23 protein-coding genes and 1 pseudogene are annotated in these 22,459 nt (G+C 57.4%); 20 read left to right on the top strand and 4 right to left on the bottom strand.

All coding sequences use genetic code 11. From position 1 onward, the window contains the following. The first annotated feature begins 325 nt into the window (after window positions 1-325). Window positions 326-1,984 (top strand): bifunctional 3-(3-hydroxy-phenyl)propionate/3-hydroxycinnamic acid hydroxylase MhpA, encoded by a 1,659-nt coding sequence (gene mhpA, locus ACYZTW_RS18570; RefSeq protein WP_462001243.1) that lies wholly within the window; start codon window positions 326-328, stop codon window positions 1,982-1,984. A gap of 2 nt (window positions 1,985-1,986) precedes the next feature. Then, window positions 1,987-2,634 (top strand): TetR/AcrR family transcriptional regulator, encoded by a 648-nt coding sequence (locus ACYZTW_RS18565; RefSeq protein ID WP_462001242.1) that lies wholly within the window; start codon window positions 1,987-1,989, stop codon window positions 2,632-2,634. Here ACYZTW_RS18565 and ACYZTW_RS18560 read toward each other — a convergent pair. Then, on the bottom strand, window positions 2,623-3,891 hold the full coding sequence (locus tag ACYZTW_RS18560; protein ID WP_462005790.1) for an NADH:flavin oxidoreductase/NADH oxidase family protein: 1,269 nt from the start codon (window positions 3,889-3,891) through the stop codon (window positions 2,623-2,625). The genes ACYZTW_RS18565 and ACYZTW_RS18560 overlap by 12 nt on opposite strands. A gap of 210 nt (window positions 3,892-4,101) precedes the next feature. Here ACYZTW_RS18560 and ACYZTW_RS18555 point away from each other — a divergent pair, with 210 nt between their 5' ends. The 13 genes and pseudogenes from ACYZTW_RS18555 to ACYZTW_RS18495 all read left to right on the top strand — a co-directional run bounded on the left by ACYZTW_RS18555 (window position 4,102) and on the right by ACYZTW_RS18495 (window position 17,145). Beyond that, on the top strand, window positions 4,102-4,716 hold the full coding sequence (locus tag ACYZTW_RS18555; protein WP_462001241.1) for a TetR/AcrR family transcriptional regulator: 615 nt from the start codon (window positions 4,102-4,104) through the stop codon (window positions 4,714-4,716). Window positions 4,717-4,802: 86 nt separating this feature from the next. Then, window positions 4,803-5,894: a VOC family protein gene (locus ACYZTW_RS18550; protein ID WP_462001240.1), complete on the top strand. Its 1,092-nt coding sequence runs from the start codon at window positions 4,803-4,805 to the stop codon at window positions 5,892-5,894. 175 nt (window positions 5,895-6,069) lie between these two features. Then, window positions 6,070-7,026: a fumarylacetoacetate hydrolase family protein gene (locus tag ACYZTW_RS18545; protein WP_462001239.1), complete on the top strand. Its 957-nt coding sequence runs from the start codon at window positions 6,070-6,072 to the stop codon at window positions 7,024-7,026. Beyond that, window positions 7,026-8,927: an acyl-CoA synthetase gene (locus ACYZTW_RS18540; protein ID WP_462001238.1), complete on the top strand. Its 1,902-nt coding sequence runs from the start codon at window positions 7,026-7,028 to the stop codon at window positions 8,925-8,927. The genes ACYZTW_RS18545 and ACYZTW_RS18540 overlap by 1 nt, the downstream gene beginning before the upstream one ends. A gap of 162 nt (window positions 8,928-9,089) precedes the next feature. Then, on the top strand, window positions 9,090-10,409 hold the full coding sequence (locus ACYZTW_RS18535) for an outer membrane protein transport protein (protein ID WP_462001237.1): 1,320 nt from the start codon (window positions 9,090-9,092) through the stop codon (window positions 10,407-10,409). A 193-nt stretch (window positions 10,410-10,602) separates the two neighbouring features. After that, window positions 10,603-11,385 (top strand): annotated as a pseudogene (locus ACYZTW_RS18530) (MCP four helix bundle domain-containing protein); the annotation flags it as partial. Then, window positions 11,380-12,243 carry a methyl-accepting chemotaxis protein gene (locus tag ACYZTW_RS18525; RefSeq protein ID WP_462005789.1) on the top strand — a complete coding sequence of 288 codons (864 nt, stop codon included), beginning with the start codon at window positions 11,380-11,382 and terminating at the stop codon, window positions 12,241-12,243. The pseudogene ACYZTW_RS18530 and the gene ACYZTW_RS18525, both read left to right, overlap by 6 nt. 293 nt (window positions 12,244-12,536) lie before the next feature. Next, entirely contained in the window at window positions 12,537-13,133 is a 597-nt protein-coding gene (locus ACYZTW_RS18520) for a DJ-1/PfpI family protein (RefSeq protein ID WP_462001236.1), read from the top strand. 212 nt (window positions 13,134-13,345) lie between these two features. Beyond that, window positions 13,346-14,164 (top strand): CHAD domain-containing protein, encoded by an 819-nt coding sequence (locus tag ACYZTW_RS18515; protein ID WP_462001235.1) that lies wholly within the window; start codon window positions 13,346-13,348, stop codon window positions 14,162-14,164. Window positions 14,165-14,355: 191 nt separating this feature from the next. Next, complete coding sequence (locus tag ACYZTW_RS18510) at window positions 14,356-15,291, top strand: Ppx/GppA phosphatase family protein (protein ID WP_462001234.1); 936 nt, start codon at window positions 14,356-14,358, stop codon at window positions 15,289-15,291. A gap of 126 nt (window positions 15,292-15,417) precedes the next feature. After that, window positions 15,418-16,191, top strand: a complete 774-nt coding sequence (locus tag ACYZTW_RS18505) for a ParA family protein (protein WP_462001233.1) — start codon at window positions 15,418-15,420, stop codon at window positions 16,189-16,191. A 63-nt stretch (window positions 16,192-16,254) separates the two neighbouring features. Then, on the top strand, window positions 16,255-16,686 hold the full coding sequence (locus ACYZTW_RS18500; RefSeq protein WP_462001232.1) for an arsenate reductase ArsC: 432 nt from the start codon (window positions 16,255-16,257) through the stop codon (window positions 16,684-16,686). Between the two features lie 243 nt (window positions 16,687-16,929). Continuing rightward, window positions 16,930-17,145: a hypothetical protein gene (locus ACYZTW_RS18495; protein WP_462001231.1), complete on the top strand. Its 216-nt coding sequence runs from the start codon at window positions 16,930-16,932 to the stop codon at window positions 17,143-17,145. Window positions 17,146-17,256: 111 nt separating this feature from the next. On the opposite strand, the gene ACYZTW_RS18490 is transcribed toward ACYZTW_RS18495, so the two are convergent. Together ACYZTW_RS18490 and ACYZTW_RS18485 are read right to left on the bottom strand one after the other, a co-directional pair. Beyond that, window positions 17,257-17,997, bottom strand: a complete 741-nt coding sequence (locus tag ACYZTW_RS18490; protein WP_462001230.1) for a Mut7-C RNAse domain-containing protein — start codon at window positions 17,995-17,997, stop codon at window positions 17,257-17,259. A gap of 557 nt (window positions 17,998-18,554) precedes the next feature. Continuing rightward, window positions 18,555-18,917: a winged helix-turn-helix transcriptional regulator gene (locus ACYZTW_RS18485; protein ID WP_462001229.1), complete on the bottom strand. Its 363-nt coding sequence runs from the start codon at window positions 18,915-18,917 to the stop codon at window positions 18,555-18,557. Window positions 18,918-19,030: 113 nt separating this feature from the next. On the opposite strand from ACYZTW_RS18485, the gene ACYZTW_RS18480 reads away from it, so the two are divergent. From ACYZTW_RS18480 to ACYZTW_RS18465, 4 genes are all read left to right on the top strand, one after another. Continuing rightward, window positions 19,031-19,765, top strand: a complete 735-nt coding sequence (locus ACYZTW_RS18480; protein ID WP_462001228.1) for an SDR family NAD(P)-dependent oxidoreductase — start codon at window positions 19,031-19,033, stop codon at window positions 19,763-19,765. A gap of 70 nt (window positions 19,766-19,835) precedes the next feature. After that, window positions 19,836-20,435 (top strand): NADPH-dependent F420 reductase, encoded by a 600-nt coding sequence (locus ACYZTW_RS18475; protein ID WP_462001227.1) that lies wholly within the window; start codon window positions 19,836-19,838, stop codon window positions 20,433-20,435. 80 nt (window positions 20,436-20,515) lie between these two features. Further along, window positions 20,516-20,947 (top strand): nuclear transport factor 2 family protein, encoded by a 432-nt coding sequence (locus tag ACYZTW_RS18470; RefSeq protein WP_462001226.1) that lies wholly within the window; start codon window positions 20,516-20,518, stop codon window positions 20,945-20,947. Window positions 20,948-20,994: 47 nt separating this feature from the next. Then, window positions 20,995-21,411 carry a nuclear transport factor 2 family protein gene (locus ACYZTW_RS18465; protein ID WP_462001225.1) on the top strand — a complete coding sequence of 139 codons (417 nt, stop codon included), beginning with the start codon at window positions 20,995-20,997 and terminating at the stop codon, window positions 21,409-21,411. Window positions 21,412-21,474: 63 nt separating this feature from the next. Here the strand turns inward: ACYZTW_RS18465 and ACYZTW_RS18460 are convergent, their stop codons facing one another. Beyond that, entirely contained in the window at window positions 21,475-21,927 is a 453-nt protein-coding gene (locus tag ACYZTW_RS18460) for a winged helix-turn-helix transcriptional regulator (protein ID WP_462001224.1), read from the bottom strand. A gap of 160 nt (window positions 21,928-22,087) precedes the next feature. Between ACYZTW_RS18460 and ACYZTW_RS18455 the strand changes: the two genes are divergently transcribed. Next, complete coding sequence (locus ACYZTW_RS18455; protein ID WP_462001223.1) at window positions 22,088-22,444, top strand: NAD(P)-binding domain-containing protein; 357 nt, start codon at window positions 22,088-22,090, stop codon at window positions 22,442-22,444. The last annotated feature ends 15 nt before the right edge of the window (window positions 22,445-22,459 follow it).

The raw sequence follows: 22,459 nt of genomic DNA, 5'->3' as shown, positions 1-22,459 counted from the left end.
AGGCCTTGAGGTCAGCCACACTCTTTCGTGCTGGGACCATTCTCCAATAACAACGCTGATCGGCTCTGAAGCCAAGCCTCATCGGTCGGAAACTGGCGCACGCGTGACTTCACGCCTCGAGCTTGAGGCATTCATCGCTTCGGCCCGGACTTGATTTGCAAGCCCCTGACACCTCGGTTTTCCTCTTGTCGTGGCTTGGTAATGATCCCAAAAATATAATGACAAGAACATCAATATTGAAATTAGTTTCAATATTGAATACCTTGACCCTGCCTGACGATGAGACCTGCGTGCCTCACGACTTCAATCACAATAAGGGCTCAAGATGAACAACAACAAGAAAGTTTCCGAATTGCCTCCCTCCGCCGTCGACGTGCTGGTCGTCGGTAACGGTCCGGTAGGTGCAACAATCGCGGCGCTGCTCGGCCGCTATGGGGTAACGACCCTGGTACTGGACAAGACCCATGAGGTCGTACTGATGCCTCGTGCCATTGCTCTGGACAACGAGGCGCTGCGCATCCTGCAACTCGCCGGTTTGTCGGAAGACGCTTTCGAGAAGATCGTTATCCCTGAAGTGAAAATGCACTCCCCGGTACTCGGGCAATTTGGTCGAGCCAATACTGAGGGGTGCATCGACGGCCATCCGAAACTTGTGACGTTCTATCAACCCGACCTCGAACACGCGATGCGTAGCCAGGTCTCCCGGCTGAAGTCAGTGACCTGTCTTGGTGGCTTCGAGCTTGAGAGTCTGGTCGAGGAGTCGGATTGCGTCGTCGCCTCCGTACGGGATCAGAGTGGGCAATCGCATTCCGTTCGCGCCCAGTACCTGGTCGGTGCGGATGGCGCAAGCTCCAGGGTCAGAGCACTGATTGGCCAGGAGTTCGAAGGGCAGACCTATGCGGAGGATTGGCTGATTGTCGATGTCAAGAACCGGCATAAGTCAGCGATTGATCACGTTGAGTTTCTCTGTGATCCGCGGCGCCCAACGCCGCACATGCCTGCACCCGGCGGCAGGGAGCGTTGGGAGTTCATGCTGCAACCGGGTGAGTCCCGGGAAGAGCTGGAAAGCCCGGAAAGCATAGCCCGGCTGATCTCGCCATGGATCAACCCGCAGGAGCTGGAAATCGAGCGCAAGGCGGTGTATCGATTCCACGCGCGCTGCTGCGACAGATTCAGCAAGGGGCGCGTCTTCCTCGCCGGCGACGCAGCGCACATCACCCCCCCTTTTGTCGGGCAAGGCCTAGTAGCGGGACTTCGAGATGGCGCCAACCTTGCCTGGAAACTGGCCTGGGTCCTTCGCGGCCATGCCGCGCCTTCAATACTCGATACCTATGACGTAGAGCGTCGCCCCCATGCCCGGGCGATGATCAATCTAGCGAAACTCATGGGCCGCCTGGTGATGCCCAAGAACAAGATCGCCGCTTTCTTTATCCACGGCCTGATGCGTACGCTGGCGTTGACTCCCGCTACCAGGAGGTACTTCGAACAGTTGGACATCAAGCCGAAGAACACCTTCAAACACGGCCTGTTCATGCAGCATCGTCGGGGCGACAAGTTGGTACGTGGCAGCCTGTTTCCCCAAGCCTGGGTTCGCACCATGCAAAAGCAGATCAAACTGAGCGACGATGCTCTTGGAGATAACCTGACCCTGGTTGGATTCGGTGTTGACCCGTTGTCACTGCTAACCACTGATCAGATCGTTTCCTGGGAAAAAATGGGAGGCCACTTCTTAGAGGTCAGAACACGTGGCCAACGCTCCGGCGGCAGCTGTGACTTCATCGAAGACATGAACCATGACATCCTGCCGCTGGCTGCTAAAGGAACGCTCGTCGCGGTTCGTCCCGACCGTATCATCATGCACCACGCCCCTGGCGCAGAGGCAGGCAGTCTCCTTCAAGACTGCCGGGGCCTGCTGACTAGCGAAGACGCCACGCCTGATAGCGTTTCCGTTACCATCAACGAGCCCATTAGATTGCGAGCGTGATAATGCATTCCCCCATTCTTCCTTTAGAAGCGATTGCGCCACAACCTCTCACGAGAGGCCACAAGAAGCGTGAGCGCACCCGTCGCGGTCTGGTGGACGCGGCATTGCGTCTTGTCGCACGTAAGGAGGTGGGGGAGATCGCACTGCTCGAGGTCGCCGCGGAGGCGGCGGTTTCCAACGGCACCATTTACAATTACTTTCGAACTCGCGACGAAGTACTAGAGGCGGTGGGCATCGCCATGGCCGCCGAGTTTTCTGACGCCATTTCCGTCTTGAACTCGGACGTGCAGTGCGGTGCGCAGCGGCTTTCGATTGGCGTTCGCATGTTTGTATGTCGGGCCGCCGCCGACCACCAATGGGCGAATGCGCTGCTGCGCATCATCCATTTCGACCAGGCAATGCGCTCGCGTTTGGCGGCCCATGTACTTGGCGATCTGCGTGAGGGGCTGCGTGCGGGCACTTTTGCTTACGTGGACGAAGGGGTCGCCCTGGACATCGTCTTATCATGCACAACCGGAGCAATGCGCTCAGTTGTCGAGGGACGTGCAGTGGCGGAGCACGATCTGCGGGTCGCCGAAATGGTTCTCCAGGCCCTGGGCGTAACACCTGCCAGAGCCAGGAGAATCGCCGGCAAGCCGCTACCCGCCTGATCTGATGTCATTCTTGATCGGCCAGGCTTGATCAATCCATTGCCGATAGCTCTTCGCCTGGCGACGAGATTTCAGCTGATTGCCGATCAATGCCATGAGGGGCGACGTCCCGGGTTTGGTCCGTTTCCCTTGACTCAGCAAGCCGAGCTGCTTCTTGATCACCGACGCCACTGCAAGCGATGCCAGCGCCTTGTTCTTCCAGCGGACGACAATGGGCTCCACTGCGGTGTCCTGACCTGCCATCCACTGGCTTGGCAGGGTCGGCTCGATCGCCAGCGCAGTGGCAAGCCCCACCATCGACACCGAGCCGCTCACCACTCGCTCCGCCACCTCCTTTCTACGCACGCCGCCAGTGACCATCAGCGGCATGCGCGCTATTTCTCCTATTTTCTCCGCGAACTCGAGAAAATACGCTTCTCGAGCCAAGCGGCTGCCATCGCGGGTCTGCCCCTGCATTGCCGGGCTTTCGTAGCTACCACCAGACAACTCGACCAAGTCGACCGCTTTGGTGTTGAGCATTTCCACTACACGAGCCGCATCCTCGGCATCGAAACCGCCGCGCTGAAAATCCGCGGAATTGAGCTTCACCGCGACGCAAAAGATCGGTGCCACTCGCTGACGTATTGCGTCGATGGTTTGCAGGAGAATTTGCGCACGATTTTCCAGACTGCCACCCCAGCGGTCGCTACGCCGGTTGGTCAAGGGCGAAAGGAATTGGCTGAACAGGTAGCCATGCGCTGCATGAATCTCCACTCCAGTGAATCCGGCACGCTCGGCTAGCACTGCGGCATGGGTATAGCGCTCAATCAGCTCTTCGATCTCATGCTCATTCAGGGCCCTGGGCGGCACAAATGCCTTTGATAGTCCGGGAATGTCGACAGCAACCGCGGAGGGCCCCCGTGCCGATTGCCCCATTGAAGCCAACAGCTGCCGTCCGGGATGGTTGATTTGCATCCAGGCCTGGGCTCCGTGACTGCGGCAAGCATCGGCCCATAGCCTGAATTTGCCCAGGTGCCGATCGTCCTCAAACACTACGCCAGCGGGGCCGGTCAAGGCGTGGCGGTCAACCATGACGTTGCCCGTGATGATCAGGCCGGCACCACCCTGCGCCCAACGCCGATAGAGCTGAACTAGCGCTTCCCCTGGAGCGTGATCCTCATTGGCAAGGTTCTCCTCCATGGCAGCCTTGGCGATTCGGTTTGGAATCACCGTGCCGTTAGGCAATCGAAGCGGTTTGAAGAGCTTTGAGCCGGTCATGTTCTGTCCTTCAGCTAATAAAAAGTCGGCCAACACAATTGAACACGCGTGTTCAGTTATGTCAATGTGCAGGACTTTTATTGGCCCGTCCAGATTGTTAGGTTTCAGGTCGGTTTTCGGACAGAAAATCCAACATTCCAAAAAATAGTGTTGACGTAAAATGAACACGAGTGTTCAATCGGTCCATAAGGTAATCCTGGAGAGAGAACCGTGGAATCCCTAAATCCAACACAGCGCCGCATTCATCAAGCCGCCTTTCGCCTGTTCGCTGAGAGAGGCACCTCACAAGTGAACATTCTCGACCTCGCACAAGAGGCAGGCGTGGCGCGCGGAACGGTCTATAGCAACATCGACAGCATGGAAAACCTGTTCGAAGCGGTCGCCAGTCATCTCGCGAGGGAGATGCATGAGCGCGTCAATAAGAGCTTCAACTCCCTCTCCGATCCGGCTCAGCGCCTTGCCAATGGCATTCGATTCTTCATTCGTCGAGCGCACGAGGACTCCCAGTGGGGCGCATTCATCCATAAATTCGCCATGAGCAATTCTTCGTTGCGCGAAATGTTCAGCAGTCAAGCGACTACGGATCTTCTGAGCGGGCTTTCCAATGGGCGCTACACGTTTGCGCAGGAGCAATTGCTCTCAGTACTGACACTGATATCGAGCAGCGTCCTGGGCTCGATTTTCCTGGTACTGGAAGGTCACAGAACGTGGCGCGAGTCGGGCTCTGATACCGCCGAGCTGGTACTGCGGGCATTGGGTGTGACGCCAGAGGAGGCTCGTGCGCTGGCGACCCAAGAGTTGCCGGCACTTCCGTCTCTCGACTGAGCGCCTAACTGACTCAACTAGACAACACCCCTGGTTTTTCAGGGGTTCGGGACAGCTTTGCCCTAAAAACCCGGAAAACAAGAACAATGAACAACAAAAACGAATTGCACCGGTTGGCGACACCACACCCCGCGCGGCATCCGCAGCCGACGGTGAAGGCCCAGGCTCTGACTCACCTGATCTTTCAACGGCCGGACTTGAATGAGGCGGCGCGTTTCCTGACCGACTTCGGCCTGACGGTCAGTCGGCAGGACGCCGATACGCTCTATCTACGCGCCACCGAAGCCACTTCATACTGTTACCGTGTCCAACGTGCCGAACAGGCACGTTTTATCGGGTTCGGACTGGCAGTGCAGTCTCTAGAGGATCTGAAAAAACTCACTCGAATCCCAGGTGCGTCATCGCTAGAGACGTCCGAACATCCTGGCAAAGGGTATTACGTCAGACTGACTGATCCGTCCGGTTTCATTGTGGAAGCCGTTTGCGACCAGACTCCAGATAAGACTCTGAAACATAGAGCTCCTCTGCACTGGAATCTGGTGCACGAGCAACCGCGAATCAACGCCACGCAGCGCCCGCCGATTGCTCCCCCTGAAGTACTGAGGCTTGGCCATATCGTGATCGAAGTGGCCGACTACCAGGCGACCTGTGCCTGGTATACGCAGCATTTCGGGTTTATTCCCAGCGATGTGCAAGTACTCCCCGATGGCACACCTATCGTCACCTTCATGCGCCTGGACCTCGGTGAAATTCCCACGGCTCACCATACGCTCGCGATTGCGCAAGGGTTCATGGCGACCTACAGCCATAGCGCCTATGAAGTCGTCGATGCAGACGCCGTGGGAATGGGGCAGCGCGTCCTGCGCGAGCGCGGTTGGGAGCACTCATGGGGAATCGGCCGACACATTCTGGGCAGTCAGATCTTCGATTACTGGCAAGACCCATGGGGCGATAAGCACGAGCATTACTGCGACGGGGATATTTTCACGGCCACTCGGCCGACGGGTATTCATCCGGTAAGCCCCGAGGCAATGGCCCAGTGGGGTCAGCGCATGCCCAAGAGTTTTACAAAACCCAAGATGAACCTGACCAATGTGCGTCTGCTGATCCGCAACCTGCGACGCTGCCCGGACCTGACCATTCGAAAGTTGGTAACACTCATGCGGATGTTCGGGTAGAGCTGCCGCCATGTCGGACAACTCAACCCGGTTTGGCCGGCGGGACGTGCTTAAAGCCGGCGCTTTGATTGCTGGCAGTGCGTGGGTCTATACCGTTGCCAGCCCCCCTTCAGAACAACACCACAGTTCCCACGCCACCGAGCGCGGGACAAACGCCGCTCCAGGAGTACCTTCAATGTCTGCTGTACACGTCGTCCGCTTTGAATTTGAAAACGGTATCCACTGGGGCGTGCTTCGCCAGGGCCGTATCACAGTTGTCCCCGGTACTTTTGAAACCACCGGTGACTTCATTCGCCAGAACAGTATCGAGGACCTCGCTCAACTGAAAGGTACGGAGCTTGCGGAGGGCGAAGTAAAACTGCTGTCACCGGTGACCCGTAACCAGCAGTTCGTTTGCCAGGGCGCCAACTATCGTCAGCACATGATCGAGTCGGGCATGGACCCGGATGCGAAGAAATTCAACATGATCTTCACCAAGGCGACGAGTTGCCTGGTGGCGGCTGACAGCGACCTGATCAAGCCGCGCCACGTGCGCTTCCTTGACTACGAGATCGAACTGGGCCTTGTGATGAAGCGCTCCATCACCGGCGCTGTTGCTGTCACCGACGCCAATCTGCATGAGTTCATTGCAGGCGTCGTCATCGTCAATGACTACTCGGCTCGTGACATTCAGATTCCCCAGATGCAGTTCTACAAGGGCAAGAGCTACCGCACTTTCGGCCCGGTCGGCCCGTATCTGTGCCTTCTGGATGCCAAGGACATGCATTACCTCAAGGCACTGCAGTTGAAGCTGACGGTCAACGACCAGGTACGACAGAACGACAGCACGGCCAACCTGGTTTACGGCCCCGCTGAAACCCTGACCGAGCTCTCCGCCTTGCAAGATCTCGCCGTTGGAGACCTGATCGCCACCGGTACGCCTGCCGGCTGCGCTCTAACGATCCCTTCGCCTGCCAAAATGCGCATTGCAGCCCTTTTGCCAGAAGCCACCAAGTGGAAGCTTTTCCTCAAGGCGCAAGAGGGCCGGACGCAGTATCTCAAGGCAGGTGACGTGGTCGAGGCGCGCATTCGCAGCGCCGATGGCGTGATCGACCTCGGCGTGCAACGCAACCGAGTCGTGGGGGAAGCCTGATGGTGGTGCAGACCCTGAGCGACATCGAAAATCTCGAACGAGTCCCCTTGTCGGCGCGTGGCCTGGCTTGCAGCACTTATGAAGCGCTGCGACAGGCGGCCGAGCGCACCCCCCAGGCGCCGGCACTAAGCTTCTTCGCCGATGCCGCCGATTTCAAGCGCACCTACGAGTGGAACTACTCCCAGCTCTTGGCGGATATCACCCGCGCGGCGAATGCCTTCGATGACCTGGGCATAAAACCGGGCGAGGTGATTGCTTTTATTTTGCCCAATCTGCCGGAAACCCATTTCACGATATGGGGCGGGGAGGCGGCGGGCATCGTCATGGCGATCAATCCTCTGCTCGAGGCCAAGCAGATGGCTGGCTTGCTGAACGCCGCGAAGGCATCCGTGGTGGTGACACTCGCGCCGACTGTGGGCAGCGATCTGTGGCCCAAACTGGCTTCGCAGCTGGATCAATTACCCGGGATCAGGTCTGTCGTTTGGGTCAGCATGGAGCCCTATGTCGCCGAACCTGTGCGTGAGGCTCTGAAAGTTGCGGCACTGAAGGAACGAGACTTACACAGCGGTATCGCGATCCACGATTGGCAATCGCTGATGAATGCTCAGCCGCACACACACCTCAAGAGCGGTCGGCAAATCCGCCAGGATGAATGCTCCTCCTACATCTGTACGGGCGGCACCACCGGACTCCCCAAGATCGCCGCGCGTACCCATGGCTCGGAAGTCTTCAATGCATGGGCCATCGCCGCTCACATGCAGCCACGCAGTGATGTCCAGGTTATGTTTTGTGGCCTGCCGCTATTTCATGTCAATGGACAACTGGTGACTGGACTGATGCCTTGGACTCAAGGCGACCATGTGATCCTCGGGACGCCTCATGGCTATCGTGGCGAGGGGGTGATCCCGCGATTCTGGGAAATGGTCGAGCACTTCGGTATCAACCTCTTTTCCGGCGTGCCCACTGTCTATGCTGCACTTCTGCAAAATGAATGGCAGGGCCGCGACCTGTCCAGTCTTCGCTATGCAATCTGTGGCGCCGCACCGATGCCGGCTGAGCTTTTCCGGGAATTCGAGCGCCGTACCGGGGTAAAGATTCTTGAAGGTTACGGCCTCACCGAGGGCGCCTGCGTCTCCTCAATCAATCCGCCCCATGGCGAGCGCCATATCGGCTCCATTGGGGTACGGATCGCCTACCAGAATATGCGCGCGGTGGTGCTCAATGATTCTGGCGAGTACCTGCGCGACGCCAGCGTGGATGAGATCGGCCTCATCACGATCAGTGGTCCGAACCTCTTCGATGGCTATCTGGAGGAACGGCATAACCAGGGCCTTTGGATCGATATCGACGGTCAGCGCTGGTTGAATACGGGCGACTTGGGGCGCCAGGATGCGCAGGGTTACTTCTGGCTGACCGGACGCAAGAAGGAGTTGATTATCCGTGGCGGCCACAACATCGATCCCAAGCAAATCGAGGAGGCTCTGCAGGCGCATCCCGCCGTCGCCTTGGCCGCTGCAATCGGCAGCCCCGATGCCTACTCGGGCGAGGTGCCGATCGCCTACGTTCAACTGCGCCCCGGGCAAGCCTGCAACGCCGAAGAACTTGAGGCGTTCGCTCAGCTCAATATCAGCGAACGGGCAGCCGTTCCCAAGCGTATTGAAATCCTCGAAGCGTTGCCACTGACTGCCGTGGGCAAGATATTCAAGCCCGCTTTGCAACAGCGGGAGATTACCAAAGTAGTTCAGCAGGAAGTGGAGCGCCTGGGGCTTTCAAATATTGCTGTCGAGGTCGTGCAGGACAATCGCCGTGGGCATGTCGCCTGCATCAAGGCCGGAACTGACCAAGAAATACTGGCTCCGCTCTTGGGGCGCTATAGCTTTCAAATCGAGTGGCTTAATTGAGTCCCTGATTCGCATCTGTAAGTCCAGCAATCATGCCCTGGCGCTGTTCAGCCAGGGCGTTTTACACAACTTCGATCAACTCCAACCGGCACTGAGAAGTGCACAGGACGGCGAAGCCTTGCCTGCGTGCAATCAACAAAAACAATAAACAAGAGGTGGAAAATGAAACTGAATGGCCGTGTAATCCCGTGTCTCTCTGTTCAGCGAAAGTGTGCTGTCTGGATTAAGTTCACCAGTGCCATGGCACTCCTCAGCGCCTCTTCTATTGCAGGTGCCAATGGCATTGCTCTAAACGAACAAAGCGCAAGCAGTGCGGGAACTGCTTATGCGGGAAGGTCGTCTTCTGCGCTGGATGCCAGTACCATTTTTGGAAATCCCGCAGGCTTGACCAAGTTGAAGCGTAGTGAGATTTCCGGCGGAGCCGCGATCATCTCGCCGAGCGACGACATCAGTGATGCTCAGAGCAGTGCCGCAGGAACGAACAAGGGGGACTCGGTACCTTTGGCGGTCGTGCCCTTCGCCTATATGTCGACGCCGCTTGACGATCGTTTTTCGATTGGTCTGGGCCTTTATGCTCCGAGTGGTCTGATCAATGATTACGAGAGCAGTTTTCAGGGCCGTTACCATGGTTCCTATAGCACGACCAAGGAAATAACCCTGCAGCCCACCATTGCCTATCGGATCAATGATTACGTGTCCATTGGTGGCGGACCGACCATAAACCGTTTCAATGCAAAGCTTCAGAATTACCTGGCCACCGGCGCCCTGAACAACGGCGAGGACACACTGGTCACCATCAAAGGCGATGACACGGCACTTGGCTACAACGTCGGCATCTTGGTTGACTTTACTGAGGCTACCAGTTGGGGGATTAACTATCACTCGAAGGTGGACTATGAACTCGAAGGGCATACTGAGGTTTCCGGCTCCCCGAGCGTCATCCCGCTGGACGGAAAGTATGACAACAAGATAGACCTCACGATGCCCGAATCCGTGGACACGTCTATCACCCATCATTTCAATAGTCGCTGGACGGGATACCTGGGGACCACCTGGAAACGTTGGAGCCGGATCAAGAAGGTCGAGGCAGTCAACAGCGGTCTTTCCCCCGTGGGCCAGGCGGCTGGCCTGGGAAGTGTGACCGAAGAAATGAACTGGCGCGACACGTGGTCCACCGCAGTTGGCGCATCCTATCAATTGAACCAGCAATGGCTGCTGCGCGCAGGCTACGCCTATGATCCATCGCCCATTAGAAATGCCGATCGCAGCGTGCGCATTCCGGTCGGGAATCGCCAGGCCGTGACCTTGGGCGGCGCTTACTCACCGAATTCCGATCTGACGATAGACTTTGCTTATGGTTATCTCTGGGATTCCAAAGTCTCTGTAAAGCAGTCGAACAACTCCGGTCTTCAACCGGAATACAGTGCCCACTACGAGAACAGTGCGAATGGAATTTCAGTGCAGGCAACCTATCGGTACTAATCGACAAGACGCCATGTTTAATAGAGTCCATTTTTGTGAGCCTTCCTGAATACTCACCTTTAATCGTTAATCAACTATCCAAACGGGGTGTGATGCAGTTCTGCCTGTCAATCAGCACCCACTACCGCGAATACTTTCGTGATAGTGGGTGCTGATTGACATTTCGTTACCTCTAATCCATCGAGTTTGCCACATGAACCTTCTGAATCAGTCCAAGTTCTCGACCAAGCTTTTGACCTCGTTCGTCATCTGCGCCCTGATCACCCTGGTCGTGGGTGGGTTGGGAATGGTGGGCATCAGCCGTTTGGCCACTGCGCTGTCTTTGACCTTTTCCAACAGCCTGGTCTCAGTGGGCAACATCAACGAGACCATGACCAGTCTGGTTGCTCACAACCGCGGGCTCTACCGGTTGGTTGACGCTCACACCGGCGACGTGTCCGAAGCGGACAAGGCGCGTGTTCGCCAGAACCTGGCGACGGATCTGGCTCGGGCAGAAGATGCCTTCGCGACCTACCGTGCCACACCTCTGGCGGTTGATGAGCGGGCAGCGGGGGACAAGTACAAAGAACTGTGGCCCGGATATGTGGCAGGTGCCCAGAAGGTCATTGAGTCGGTGGACGCCGGCGATCTTGCTCAGGCACGCACTCGCTTGAACGCGCTGTCGGTTGACGTGTTCATTCATGCCCGCGATTACCTGCGGGCTATGATCGATTCGAACAAGCGGCAGATCAAAGAAAGTGCCGAGGGTGCGCAGGAACTTGAAGCCAGCTCCACGCTGATCCTGTTGGTCGGGATCGTGATTGCCTTTCTGGTGGCTGTCGCTCTGGGCATTCTGATTACGCGTATGATCACTCGCCCACTGGCGGTGGCAGTCGCTAGTGCCCAGCGCATTGCCGGTGGCGATCTGACCCAGAGCATTTCCACTACCCGTGGCGATGAAGTGGGGCAACTACTCAATGCCTTGGCGGACATGCAGGGCGGCTTGAAGCACACCATTGCGCAGATCGCCAGCGCCTCGAACCAGTTGGCCTCAGCCGCCGAAGAGTTGAGTGCTGTGACCGAGGAAAGTACCCGGGGCCTGACGCGGCAGAATGACGAAATTCAACAGGCGGCCACCGCTGTCAATGAAATGACTGCGGCAGTCGAGGAAGTGGCGCGCAACGCCGTGTCAACCTCCGAGGCCTCTAATGCCGCGACCGAAGACGCCGCTCATGGCCGCAGTCAGGTCCACCATACGCTCATGGGCATCAGCACCATGGTGGAAGAGATCACCGAGTCGACCGAGACGGTGACCGAACTGGCCGGGCACATTCGGGAAGTCAGTAAGGTACTGGACGTGATCCGCAGCATCGCCGAACAGACCAACCTGCTGGCGCTCAACGCTGCCATCGAAGCCGCCCGTGCTGGCGAACAGGGGCGTGGGTTTGCAGTGGTGGCCGATGAAGTGCGCGCGCTCGCCCACCGCACCCAAGCCTCGACCGTAGAAATCGAAGGCATGATCAGTACCGTGCAATCGGGCGCTAATGGGGCCGTCACTGCCATGGGCAAGAGCCTGTCGCTGGCCACCAACACTCAGGAACTGGCCCAGAGCGCCGGTGCGGCGCTGGAGAAGATTACAGACAGGGTCGTCACCATCAACGAGCGCAATCTGGTGATCGCTTCGGCGTCCGAAGAACAGGCTCAGGTCGCCCGTGAGGTGGACCGTAATCTGCTGAACATCCAGGACCTCTCGACCCAAACCGCTGCGGGTGCCAACCAGACCAGCGCTTCGAGCCAGGAGCTGTCGCGGCTTGCCGTCTCCTTCAATGCCCTGGTAACGCAGTTCAAGCTTTAGGGTCTTGAGGACGGCCTCACGTCGGCCACCGGCCTAAATCCATGGGCATCACCAGAGTATCTGTATACATAACAAGTGCCTGGATAGTTGGTGGGCTGACGGCGCCAAGCGCTAACCGAATCGTATGAGGGACACTGCGCTGAAGTCGCGAACGAGTCGGTCGCGAGGTGGTCCTCAACCAGAAGCTTGTGGGGCTGTGGCAGGTCGTCATGTATCCATGACAATTATTTGAGTGAATTGATTATCGATTTTACGATGATGCCAACAACGTCTCTACTCGCACGAGGCTCCTGATGCACATCGCTATCCTGACTTTCGACGGTTTCAACGAACTCGACTCGCTGATCGCGCTCGGCATCCTCAACCGGGTCCAGCGGCCCGGCTGGCGGGTATCTATCGCCAGCCCCACGGACAAGGTGCTGTCGATGAACGGCGCGGTGATTGAGGCGCAGACATCGCTCGAAGACGCCTGCAGCGCGGACGCTGTACTTGTGGGTAGTGGGAGAAAGACCCGGGACGTCGTCGCTGACGCCACGCTGATGTCTCGCCTGAAACTCGACCCGACGCGTCAGCTGCTGGGTGCTCAGTGCTCGGGCACGCTCATACTTGCCAAGCTGGGCCTGTTGGACGACGTTCCGGCCTGCACAGACCTGACCACCAAGCCGTGGGTCGAAGAGGCCGGCGTGGCAGTGCTCAATCAGCCGTTCGTGGCCAAGGGAAACGTCGCGACGGCCGGCGGGTGCCTGTCGTCGCAGTATCTGGCCGCCTGGTTCATCGCCCGCCTGGAAGGCGTCGAGGCTGCACGCAGTGCGATTCATTATGTGGCACCGGTAGGAGAGAAGGAGGTCTACGTGACGCGCGCAATGGCGAACATTTCGCCGTTCCTTTAAGGCTCACTATGATCGCTTTTGGCCGATGTCTGCCTATCCACGACTAACCGAAACCCATAGCCGACATTTGTGCGACCTCCTGACCAGCATTCCCGAAGATTCTTTCTTACGAGTGGTCGCCGATGACGCGTAGCAACTCTCACGGTAGTCAATATTGGAGGATCGACGCTTCTGCTAAGCTCGTGTCAATCCCGTTTCAATGAGATGACCGAATGGCATTCGTCGACAAGTTCGTTGCTGAGATATTGGCCCTTCAGGTTGCCCTGTATCACGCCCGTGCTCGGTTGGAGGCACGAACTGATAGCGAAGCTTTGCATGATCTGAGGATCGCCGTGAGGCGTATCAGGAGTTTGCTTCGACCGATGCGCACCGTGAGCGGGGTGTTGGCTCTGAATAATGCTGCGACTGAAGTAGGAAGGCTGACTACACCTGCTCGCGATCTGGAGGTGATGATTCAGGAGCTTGAGGACAAAGGCTTTCCTGTCCAGGCGCAGGTCAGAAAAGCGCGCTTGGCATCTCATTATTCCAACATTCTAAAAAGCCCAGTCCTGAAGAACCTGTTCATTCAATTGGATGTGTGGCCTACCGCTTTTCGCTCAGTTGAAGTCGGCGGCGGTTTAAAACACATCCAACCTCAAATTGAGAAAGCGCTGAAAAAGCAGATTGACCGGCTGCATGCTGCCGTGGATGACGTTGGGTTTGATCGGCACGAGTTGAGAATCCTGGTCAAGCGCACGCGCTACCTCACGGAAGCTTTTCCCACGCTTTCACCTCTTTCGGGTAAAGCGGCGAGTGCGCTCAAAGCACTGCAATCGGCTTTGGGCTCCTGGCATGACCATTATCAGTGGTGCCAAAAGGCGCTGATCGAATCCGACCTGGGTGCGTTGGAAAAGGTTTGGCAAAGTTGCGCAGTCACCGCGCTCGACAAAGCAGAAACCCAATTGGTAGAGCTGGCAAAGCGGCTGCCAAAATCATCAGGCAAAAAAAAGCCGCCTAAAGTGGCAGCAGAAGAACGAGCACGCGTTGTATAGCCTGAGTATGACTGTCGAAGGTTACAGCGCGATGACACATTTTTTGCGTCCTTCGAAGTTCACATCCTCAAGACCCTCGATCCTGGTGTCTGCTCATCCGTAAAGAGTAGAGGGTGTCATCTTAGCGTCATCGACCCCATGGCAAGATCCTCGCAAACCGCCTAGAGCGCTCAGCTTGCAAGGAATCCCCCATGAAAGGAGACGCCTCTCTATTTGCAGCCATTGACCTTGGTTCTAATGCGTTTCGCATGATAATCGGCCAGTCAGTCAGACGAAGTCAGGGGTTCTTGATCCAGGAAGTGAAAACCTTGCGTGAACCTGTGCGTTTGGCGGAGGGGTTTCAAGGTGGCGCGCTGGACGAGTTGGCTCTGGACCGGGGATGGCAAGCGCTCGCGCGATTTGGCAAAAAGTTACGCGGCTTCGAGGCCGGTCGTGTGCGGGCGGTGGCGACCAGTGCCGTCCGTGAAGCCGACAACGCTCAACTGTTTTTGGCCAGCGCGGAGCGGCATCTGGGGTTTCGGATTGACGTCATCTCTGGGCATGAAGAAGCCCGACTGGTGTACGCCGGTGTCGCTCATACGATACCCGGTACACAAAACAGGCGCCTGGTCGTGGATATCGGTGGAGGTTCTACTGAATTGATTCTGGGGCAGGGCGCTCAGCCCCTGATGACCGAGAGTATTGCCATTGGCAGCGGCACCTTCGGCTCGCGTTACTTTCAGGGGGGCTGTATCACGGCTCAGGCGCTCCTGGAGGCTGAGCGTGTGGCCACTGTGCAGTTTGAAAAAGTGGCGCGTCGTTATCGCGCGCTGGGTTGGCAGCAGGTGATAGGTTCTTCAGGCACCGCACGGATGCTGGCCAAAGTACTCAAGGCCAACGGATTGAACGACTATGGCGAAAGCGGCATCACCTACAGTGGCCTATTGCGCTTGTCGTTGCGCCTGCTTGAAGTGGGGCATGTCAAACAGCTCAGACTGGCGGGCTTGCAAACCCATCGCCAGAGCATCTTGCCTGGCGGTCTGGTGCTCATGCTGGCGGCATTCAAGGTATTTGGTGTCTCGCAGATGACGCCTTCCGAACCGGGGCTGAGGTTCGGCGTTCTACATGGCCTGATGAGTAAACACTGATCAACCCATAGCAACCTTGCAGAGCTGGGGCCTTTACGTTGAATCGTTACAGCTTTCACAGTGCTTGAAGCTATAAAACTCAGGGAAAGACATGATGTCCACCTATGCTAATTTTTCGGACATTTCATGAGACGTGTGGTTTTTAATCAAAAAGGTGGCGTCGGTAAATCCAGCATCGCGTGTAACCTCGCGGCCATCAGTGCCTATGAGGGCTATCGCACCTTGCTGATTGATCTGGATGCCCAAGCCAATGCTACTCACTATTTGACGGGATTCAGCGGCGAAGATATTCCCCAGGGGATCGCCGACTTCTTCAAACAGACACTGTTCCCAGGCCCTGCATCGAAGAAGGCCCAAGCCAATATCCATGAAACCCGCTTCGACAACTTGCATTTAATCGCTGCCTCGTCGGAGCTGACTGATCTGCAATCCAAGCTCGAGACACGCTACAAAATTCAGAAACTCAGCAAGCTGCTGGACAGGCTCGATGAAGACTATGAGCGGATCTATATGGATACTCCGCCGGGTCTGAATTTTTACAGCGTTTCGGCACTGATTGCCGCTGACCGCTGTTTGATCCCTTTTGATTGCGACAGCTTTTCTCGCCAGGCGATTTACGGTGTGCTGAGAGAAATCGAGGAGATCAAAAGTGATCATAACGAGAGGCTGGAGGTTGAGGGCATCGTCGTTAACCAATTCCAGGCTCGCAATGCACTGCCGCAACGACTGCTCGACGAGCTGGTTGCCGAGAAAATGCCAGTGTTGTCTACGTATCTGATGAGTTCGGTGAAGATGCGTGAGTCACACCAGGCCAGCAAGCCATTGATCTATCTGGAACCGCAACACAAGCTAACCCGGCAATTCGTGGAGCTGTTCAACTTGCTTGAAAGCCAGACCTGAACGGGGCGGCTACCCGTTGACTAAGATTACTGGTTCAACAGACTGAGATTGGGGGAGAAAGTCATGGCTGACAAATTTCGAGTGCTGTTCGTTTGCGCAAAAAATGACGTTCGTTCACTCATGGCAGAAGCACTGCTGCGACACACTGACTCGGTACACTTCGAACCCTGCAGCGCTGGCCTCGAGGCCAGTGAGATCGACCCACGCACCTTGGAGTCGCTCGATCATATTGGTGTAGACCGCACGGGATTGCGCAGTAAAGCCATCGGTGAGTTTGAGGGGCAGCCGTTCGACTATGTCATCACGCTGTGTGATAAATCGTCCGAAGAGGCGTCTCGGATGCCATCTTCCGGCGAGGTGATCGTGTGGAGTTTTGAAGACCCGACGACCAGCGAGAGACATGAGCCTTTTCGTCATGCCCTCCAGGAGATTCACGACCGCATCAAAATGTTTGTCACCGTGAAGACCAGACAGGAAAGTCATCGATCCGAGTAAAGGCTCCAGAGCGAACGATTAACCACATAGGGGTTCTCGCCATACTACGACTGCGCAGATAAACATTTGTCTTGAATGCATAGTGTGAATCTGCGAGAAAACAGTATCTGGAACCAGTGGTATCGGACTTTCAAGCGGTAATTCAGCCGGCGCCGGTGGCGCAAAACCGGCTCTTTGCAAATGAAACACTGGCGAAACATTCGGGTCGTATGATCCGCATCACGGAAACCGAAGGTGTTAGAGATGAATCGGCCATCACGAAGCATGCGCAAGTTGCTCGACTCAGTCGCCACCAACAACGAGGTCGCGGCGCTGGATGTAATGCGCGCCGCTGAGCAGCTCGATGACGAGTTGTTGCGCCAGCGGTTGCTCAACCTGATTCACCGGCTCAATCAGGACGCCAATGACTTGCGATTGGCGCGCGACGACATCCAGGGCGGCACCATCAAATTAGCGTGACCGGCCGCCGGCGGGCCCAGCGCAACCGATCCCGACCGGCAGAAAATAGCCGTTATCTACCTGATGCAAAAGCCAGTTATCCCGGCAGCGCAGCCAGCCCGATGCGCTCGGCTATCGGCCCAGCAGAGGTGCCAGCAGTGCACACATGGCGCGCCAGTGCGAACCCTCCCAGTAAACCCGTTGGCAGGCGCCGCAGCGCAGGAAGTGCGAATAGAGGGCGCCAATGCGTGGCGGCACCTGCGGCCGGGCCAGTTCCGGGCTAATCTCCTGCAGCGGCAGGTTGCAATGAAGGCACAGGCTGAATGGCCGCGCGCTACGCGCCAGGTCGAGGCGCTCGTACAATTCGCGCAGCTGCAGCGACGGTTTCAGGGCATGCACGTAACAGCCGTGGCTGATGATCCGCCGTTTGAGCAGTTCGCGGTCACGGGTTAGCACGATGCGTCCTTGCTGCGCAGCGATCTCGGCGATCTCGCCATCTTCGAAGCCATTGTCGTAGAGGGTGTCGAAGCCGCTCATGCGCAGCAGGCTGGCCAACCCGCCCAAGTGCGCATCAGCGACGAAGCGCAGCACCCGTAAAGGTTGCGCACGAACCTTTAGCAGCGGGCTGATGTCCAGCGCTTCGAACTTGGGATACACCGCCAGCCGGTCACTGTCCAGGATCACCCGCTCGAAGCCCACCGACTCGCCGTTGAGCAGCACCAGCTCGACCTCCGTGTGCGGTATCCCGAGCGCCTCGATCATGTGCTTGACCGTCGCCCCTCGCGCGCACTCGCAGGTGAAGGACTGCCGCCGCCGTTCGGCCGGCAGGAAATCGTTGAGCTCCTCGTAGAAGCGGAAGGTTGCACGGGTCATGCTGAACAGTATGGCAGGGCTGCAGGATGAGCGTGTCTAGTCCGGACATCTTCTCCGGCAGGCCCCAAACTACGATCGTAATCATGTTGAAATTGACTATGCCATGGAGCTTCGATGCTGGATGTATTGCTTGAAATTGTTATCCGCGTCATTTGCTACCCGGCAGGCTGGGCGTTCATCAAGGTCGTAATGTTGGGAAGGCGACCGGATAGAACGGTAGGGTGCGCGGATACACCAGAAAACGAGTCCATCACCGAGCTGGGAACCGCAATGTGTGGTTGTACTCGTGTTGATGCTGTTCAGGCCGTTCACATTAGGCTGAGCAAGCCAGCTTTTTGGCCGTTAGTCGCACTACATGACCGGCAGTTTTCGGCCCAAAGCTGACGGTGGCGACCAGCAGAAATCGGCCAGAAGCGGACCTTCGGCTATCGTTTCAGCACAAACATGGGCCAGAGCGCCCAAACCGCGCATCCTGACGGTCTGATCGGAGGAATTCGACCTGCCGCCCTCCCACGAATGCGCAGGGTCGTCCGACTCAGCAGTTCTTCAGTATCCTGCTAGGGCAAAGTGTCGCGCTTGGCGAAGATGCTTGCCATTTCCGCCATGTTCTCGGTTCCCCAAGTGCACAGCGGGATGATCGCGTCAGCCAAGCTGCGACCGAGCGGGGTCAGCGCGTAATCCACGCGCGGCGGCACTTCCTTGTAGTCGGTCCGCGCTAGCACGTGATCGGCCTCCAAATCCTTCAATTGCTGGATCAGCACCTTGTCACTGACGCCCTGGACCAAGCGCTTTAGTTCGCCATAGCGCTTTGGGCCGTCGCGCAGGAAAAACAGGACCAGCGGTTTCCACTTGCCCGAGATGATGCGGAGCGTGGCGTTGAGCCCGCAGCCGGGGTCGCAGGTTTCAGAAGGTGTCGTCATAATTGGGTACTTACCTAAAAGTGCATACTTGTCGTTAGGTTATTAGAACCGCATAGTCGTCCTCAAGCAAGCAGCTCCCTGCTTCCATACAACGCTTAGGAAGGATGCACGACATGACCAGACTGAATGGAAAGACCGCTGTGATCACCGGTGGCGCTACCGGCATCGGCAGCGCCGCCGCAAAACGCTTCATCGAGGAGGGCGCCTTCGTCTTCATCTTTGGCCGCCGGCAGGAAGCGCTCGACGCCGCTGTGGCCGAACTTGGGCCCAATGCCCGCGCGGTGAAGGGCTCGGTCTCCGATCTGGCCGACCTCGACCGACTCTACGCGGCGGTGAAGGCCGAGCGCGGAACCCTCGACATCGTCTTCGCCAATGCCGGGGCGGGAAGCCAGCTTGCGCTCGGCAAGATCACCGCCGAGCACATTGACGAAACCTTCGACACCAACGTGAAGGGGACGATCTTCACAGTCCAGAAGGCGCTGCCGCTGATGGGCAAAGGCGGTTCGATCATCCTGACCGGTTCGAGCGCCGGCACCACGGGCGCCCCGGGAATGAGCGCCTACAGCGCGAGCAAGGCGGCAGTGCGCAACCTCGCGCGGACGTGGGCCGAGGACCTGAAGGGCACCGGCATTCGGGTAAACGTGCTGTCGCCCGGGGCGACGGCGACCGAACTCGCGAAGGAAGCGCTGGGCGAGGAGGGCCAGAAAGCCTACGCCGCGATGACTCCGCTTCAGCGCATGGCCGATCCGGCGGAGATCGGGGCCGTGGCCGCCTTTCTCGCGTCGCCGGACAGCAGCTTCATGACCGCCAGCGAAGTCGCCGTTGACGGCGGTCTTGCGCAACTCTGACGCCCTACGCCCAGGCGCTCCATTCGATTATTCGGAGCGCCGTAGAACTCGGTAAACCTCAGGAGAATATATGAGCTACGCAATCATCGGCTTCGGCAATATCGGTCAGGCCTTGGCCAAGGCGTTTGCCCGCAACGGCATCGAAGTATCCGTTGCAACCACGCGCGACCCGGAAAGCTTTGCATCCGCCGCAGCAGCGATCGGACCCCAGATCATTCCCAAAAAACTGGCGGACGCGGTCAAGGCGGACATCGTCTTTCTGGCTGTCCGTTTCGAGTCGCACCCGGATGTCGCGAAGGTGTTGCCGACCTGGAAGGGGAAGACCATCATCGATGTGACCAATGCCTACGGCGTGTCCCCTGAGGAACTGGGAGGAGAGCCTTCTTCCAGAGTCGTCGCGCAGGCCTTTACTGGTGGACGACTGGTCAAGGGCTTCAACCATTTGGGCGCCGCCGTCCTTGGCCAGGATCCGGCCGTACAGGGTGGCAGGAGAGTCGTGTTTCTGGCGAGCGACGATGACAGCGCCGAAGCGGAGATTGGTGCGCTTGCGCAAAATCTCGGTTTCTCGCCGATCAAACTTGGCGGACTTTCGGAAGGTGGACTGCTTGTGCAGGCGCGCGGAAATACCTGGGGTCAACTGATCTTCAAGGACTTGGTCAAGTTCGACTGATGAATCGTGATCGCAAATGTTGATGCGGTCCTGGACACAACTTATACGACCAGGTAAGTGCTCAATAATGAAGGAGAGGAATGATGATGCTTGATAATGAAAGAATAATCAGAGAACTCTGCGCCGCTGCGGAAGGGCAAGGAACGGATATCGAGAAGTTTGTTTCCATGTTCTCTGAGGAAGGATACATGTGGGATATGGCATCCGGCATGAAGTTTCGCGGCAAGGCCATTGGTGAGTCTATCGCGGGTATGGTCAGTGCGTTCCCCGATGTGCACCGTGAGATATTTAAGATCCATGTCGCGGGAGACGTCGTCGTTGTCGAACTCGCGATTCGGGGAACGCACAAAGGTGATCTGCCTCTTGCTTCAGGGACGCTAGCTCCCACGGGCAAGACGATAGATGTCCCGTCATGCGATGTTTTCCACCTCGAAGGTGGGAAGGTCAAATCTTTCCATTGCTACAACGAGGCTTCTGCGATGCAGCAACAACTCGGCCTCGTCCCCGGCTGAATGACGGACACTACGCGATCCTCTGTAAGAGCAATGGAGAAGTCTTTATGAGCATTCAAGAGAATATCCAGATTGTGAAGGACTTTTTTGCAGCAATGGGCGGCGGCGATAGGCACACTCTGCTGGCGTTGTCTGCCGATGATATCGAGTGGATTATTCCGGGAGAGGGCTGGCCGCTAGCCGGTACGCACCGCGGGCACGCGGGATTGGCAGACTTGCTTCAGAAGGCTTCCGCAGAGATGGAAGTTTCCTCCCCGGAGCCCCCCGAGTTCGTAGCGCAGGGAGACCGGGTTCTGGTCGTCGGCTTTGCTACGGGGAAAGTCAAAGCCACGAACAGGACGTTTGAGGACTATTTTGTCTTCGCCATCACTGTTCGCAATGGCAAGCTGACGAACATCCGGGAGTATGTCGACACGCAAGCACTGGCGCGGGCCTCAGAAATGGTCGCGAGCCCAAGGCCCTGAGTCATCCGGACCGATACCATCTCATTTGCTGCGCGCCGTGAAAGGGCGCGTTCGCCGCCTTGTTCATCCCCCACTCTCAGGAAAGATGCACCCGCCATTGCGGACCAGCGCCTTCACCTCCTCGCTCGCCTGCATGGGGTTTTGACTTAATCGAGCAACTAAATCCTCGTGGCGCCGCACGTACGACTTCGAATCATGCTTCGCGCTCCAGAGCACAATGTTGATCACAATCGGAATGAGGTCCAGGCCCTTCTCGGTCAATGTGTAGAAATCCTTGCGCCTGTCGTCGGGGCTGGGCGCCTTCGAGAGAACGCCTTGCTCCTCAAGAAAGGCAAGTCGGGAAGCAAGAACATTGGTCGCGATTCCCTCTTCCGATTTCAGGAAATCGCCATACGTCTTCTTTCCAACAAAAACGATGTCGCGAATGATCAAGAGCGACCACCGGTCGCCGAAAATCTCCACGCCGTAGTTCACCGCGCAATGGGACCGAAAGTCTTCTTTAAAAGTTGTCTTCATGGCTGGATCTTAGCATCGCTTGCATGTCGCAAGTAAAACCCCACAGATCACTTGCTTTTTGCAAGTGAAGCGACCAGCATGGATCGTACGTTGAATGAGTTCGCCGGATCGCACCAGCAGCCTTGGAATGATCAACCCCATACCTGCAAGGAAACTGCGCATGAGCACTATCAGCATCATCGGCTCAGGCGACACGGTGGCAGCGATCGGCGGCCTTGCCGCCAAAGCCGCCCCTGCCGACGCAGAAGTCGTCAAGGCGTTCAACACCCACTTCTCCCACGTCCTGGCCGACGGTCCTGTCGAGGGCCACCCGCTGGACGTATTCATCGCCGGGGACGACGCGCAGGCGAAGGCACGCGTTTCGGCGTTCATCGAGAGCCTCGGACTGCGCCCGATGGACACCGGGCCGCGGCTCATGGCGCGAACGCTGGAGCATGCCTGCCTGCTTTCGCTGGGCCTCATCGCCCACTCCGTCAAGCACACCAACTTCTCAATCGGCGTCAGCCTTCTCGGCTGAGTGCACCCGTAGCAC

The sequence above is a fragment of the Pseudomonas sp. LB3P25 genome (assembly GCF_054897985.1).
Note: the sequence above shows the minus strand (reverse complement) of the source record. Positions and strands in the feature narration are given on the sequence as shown.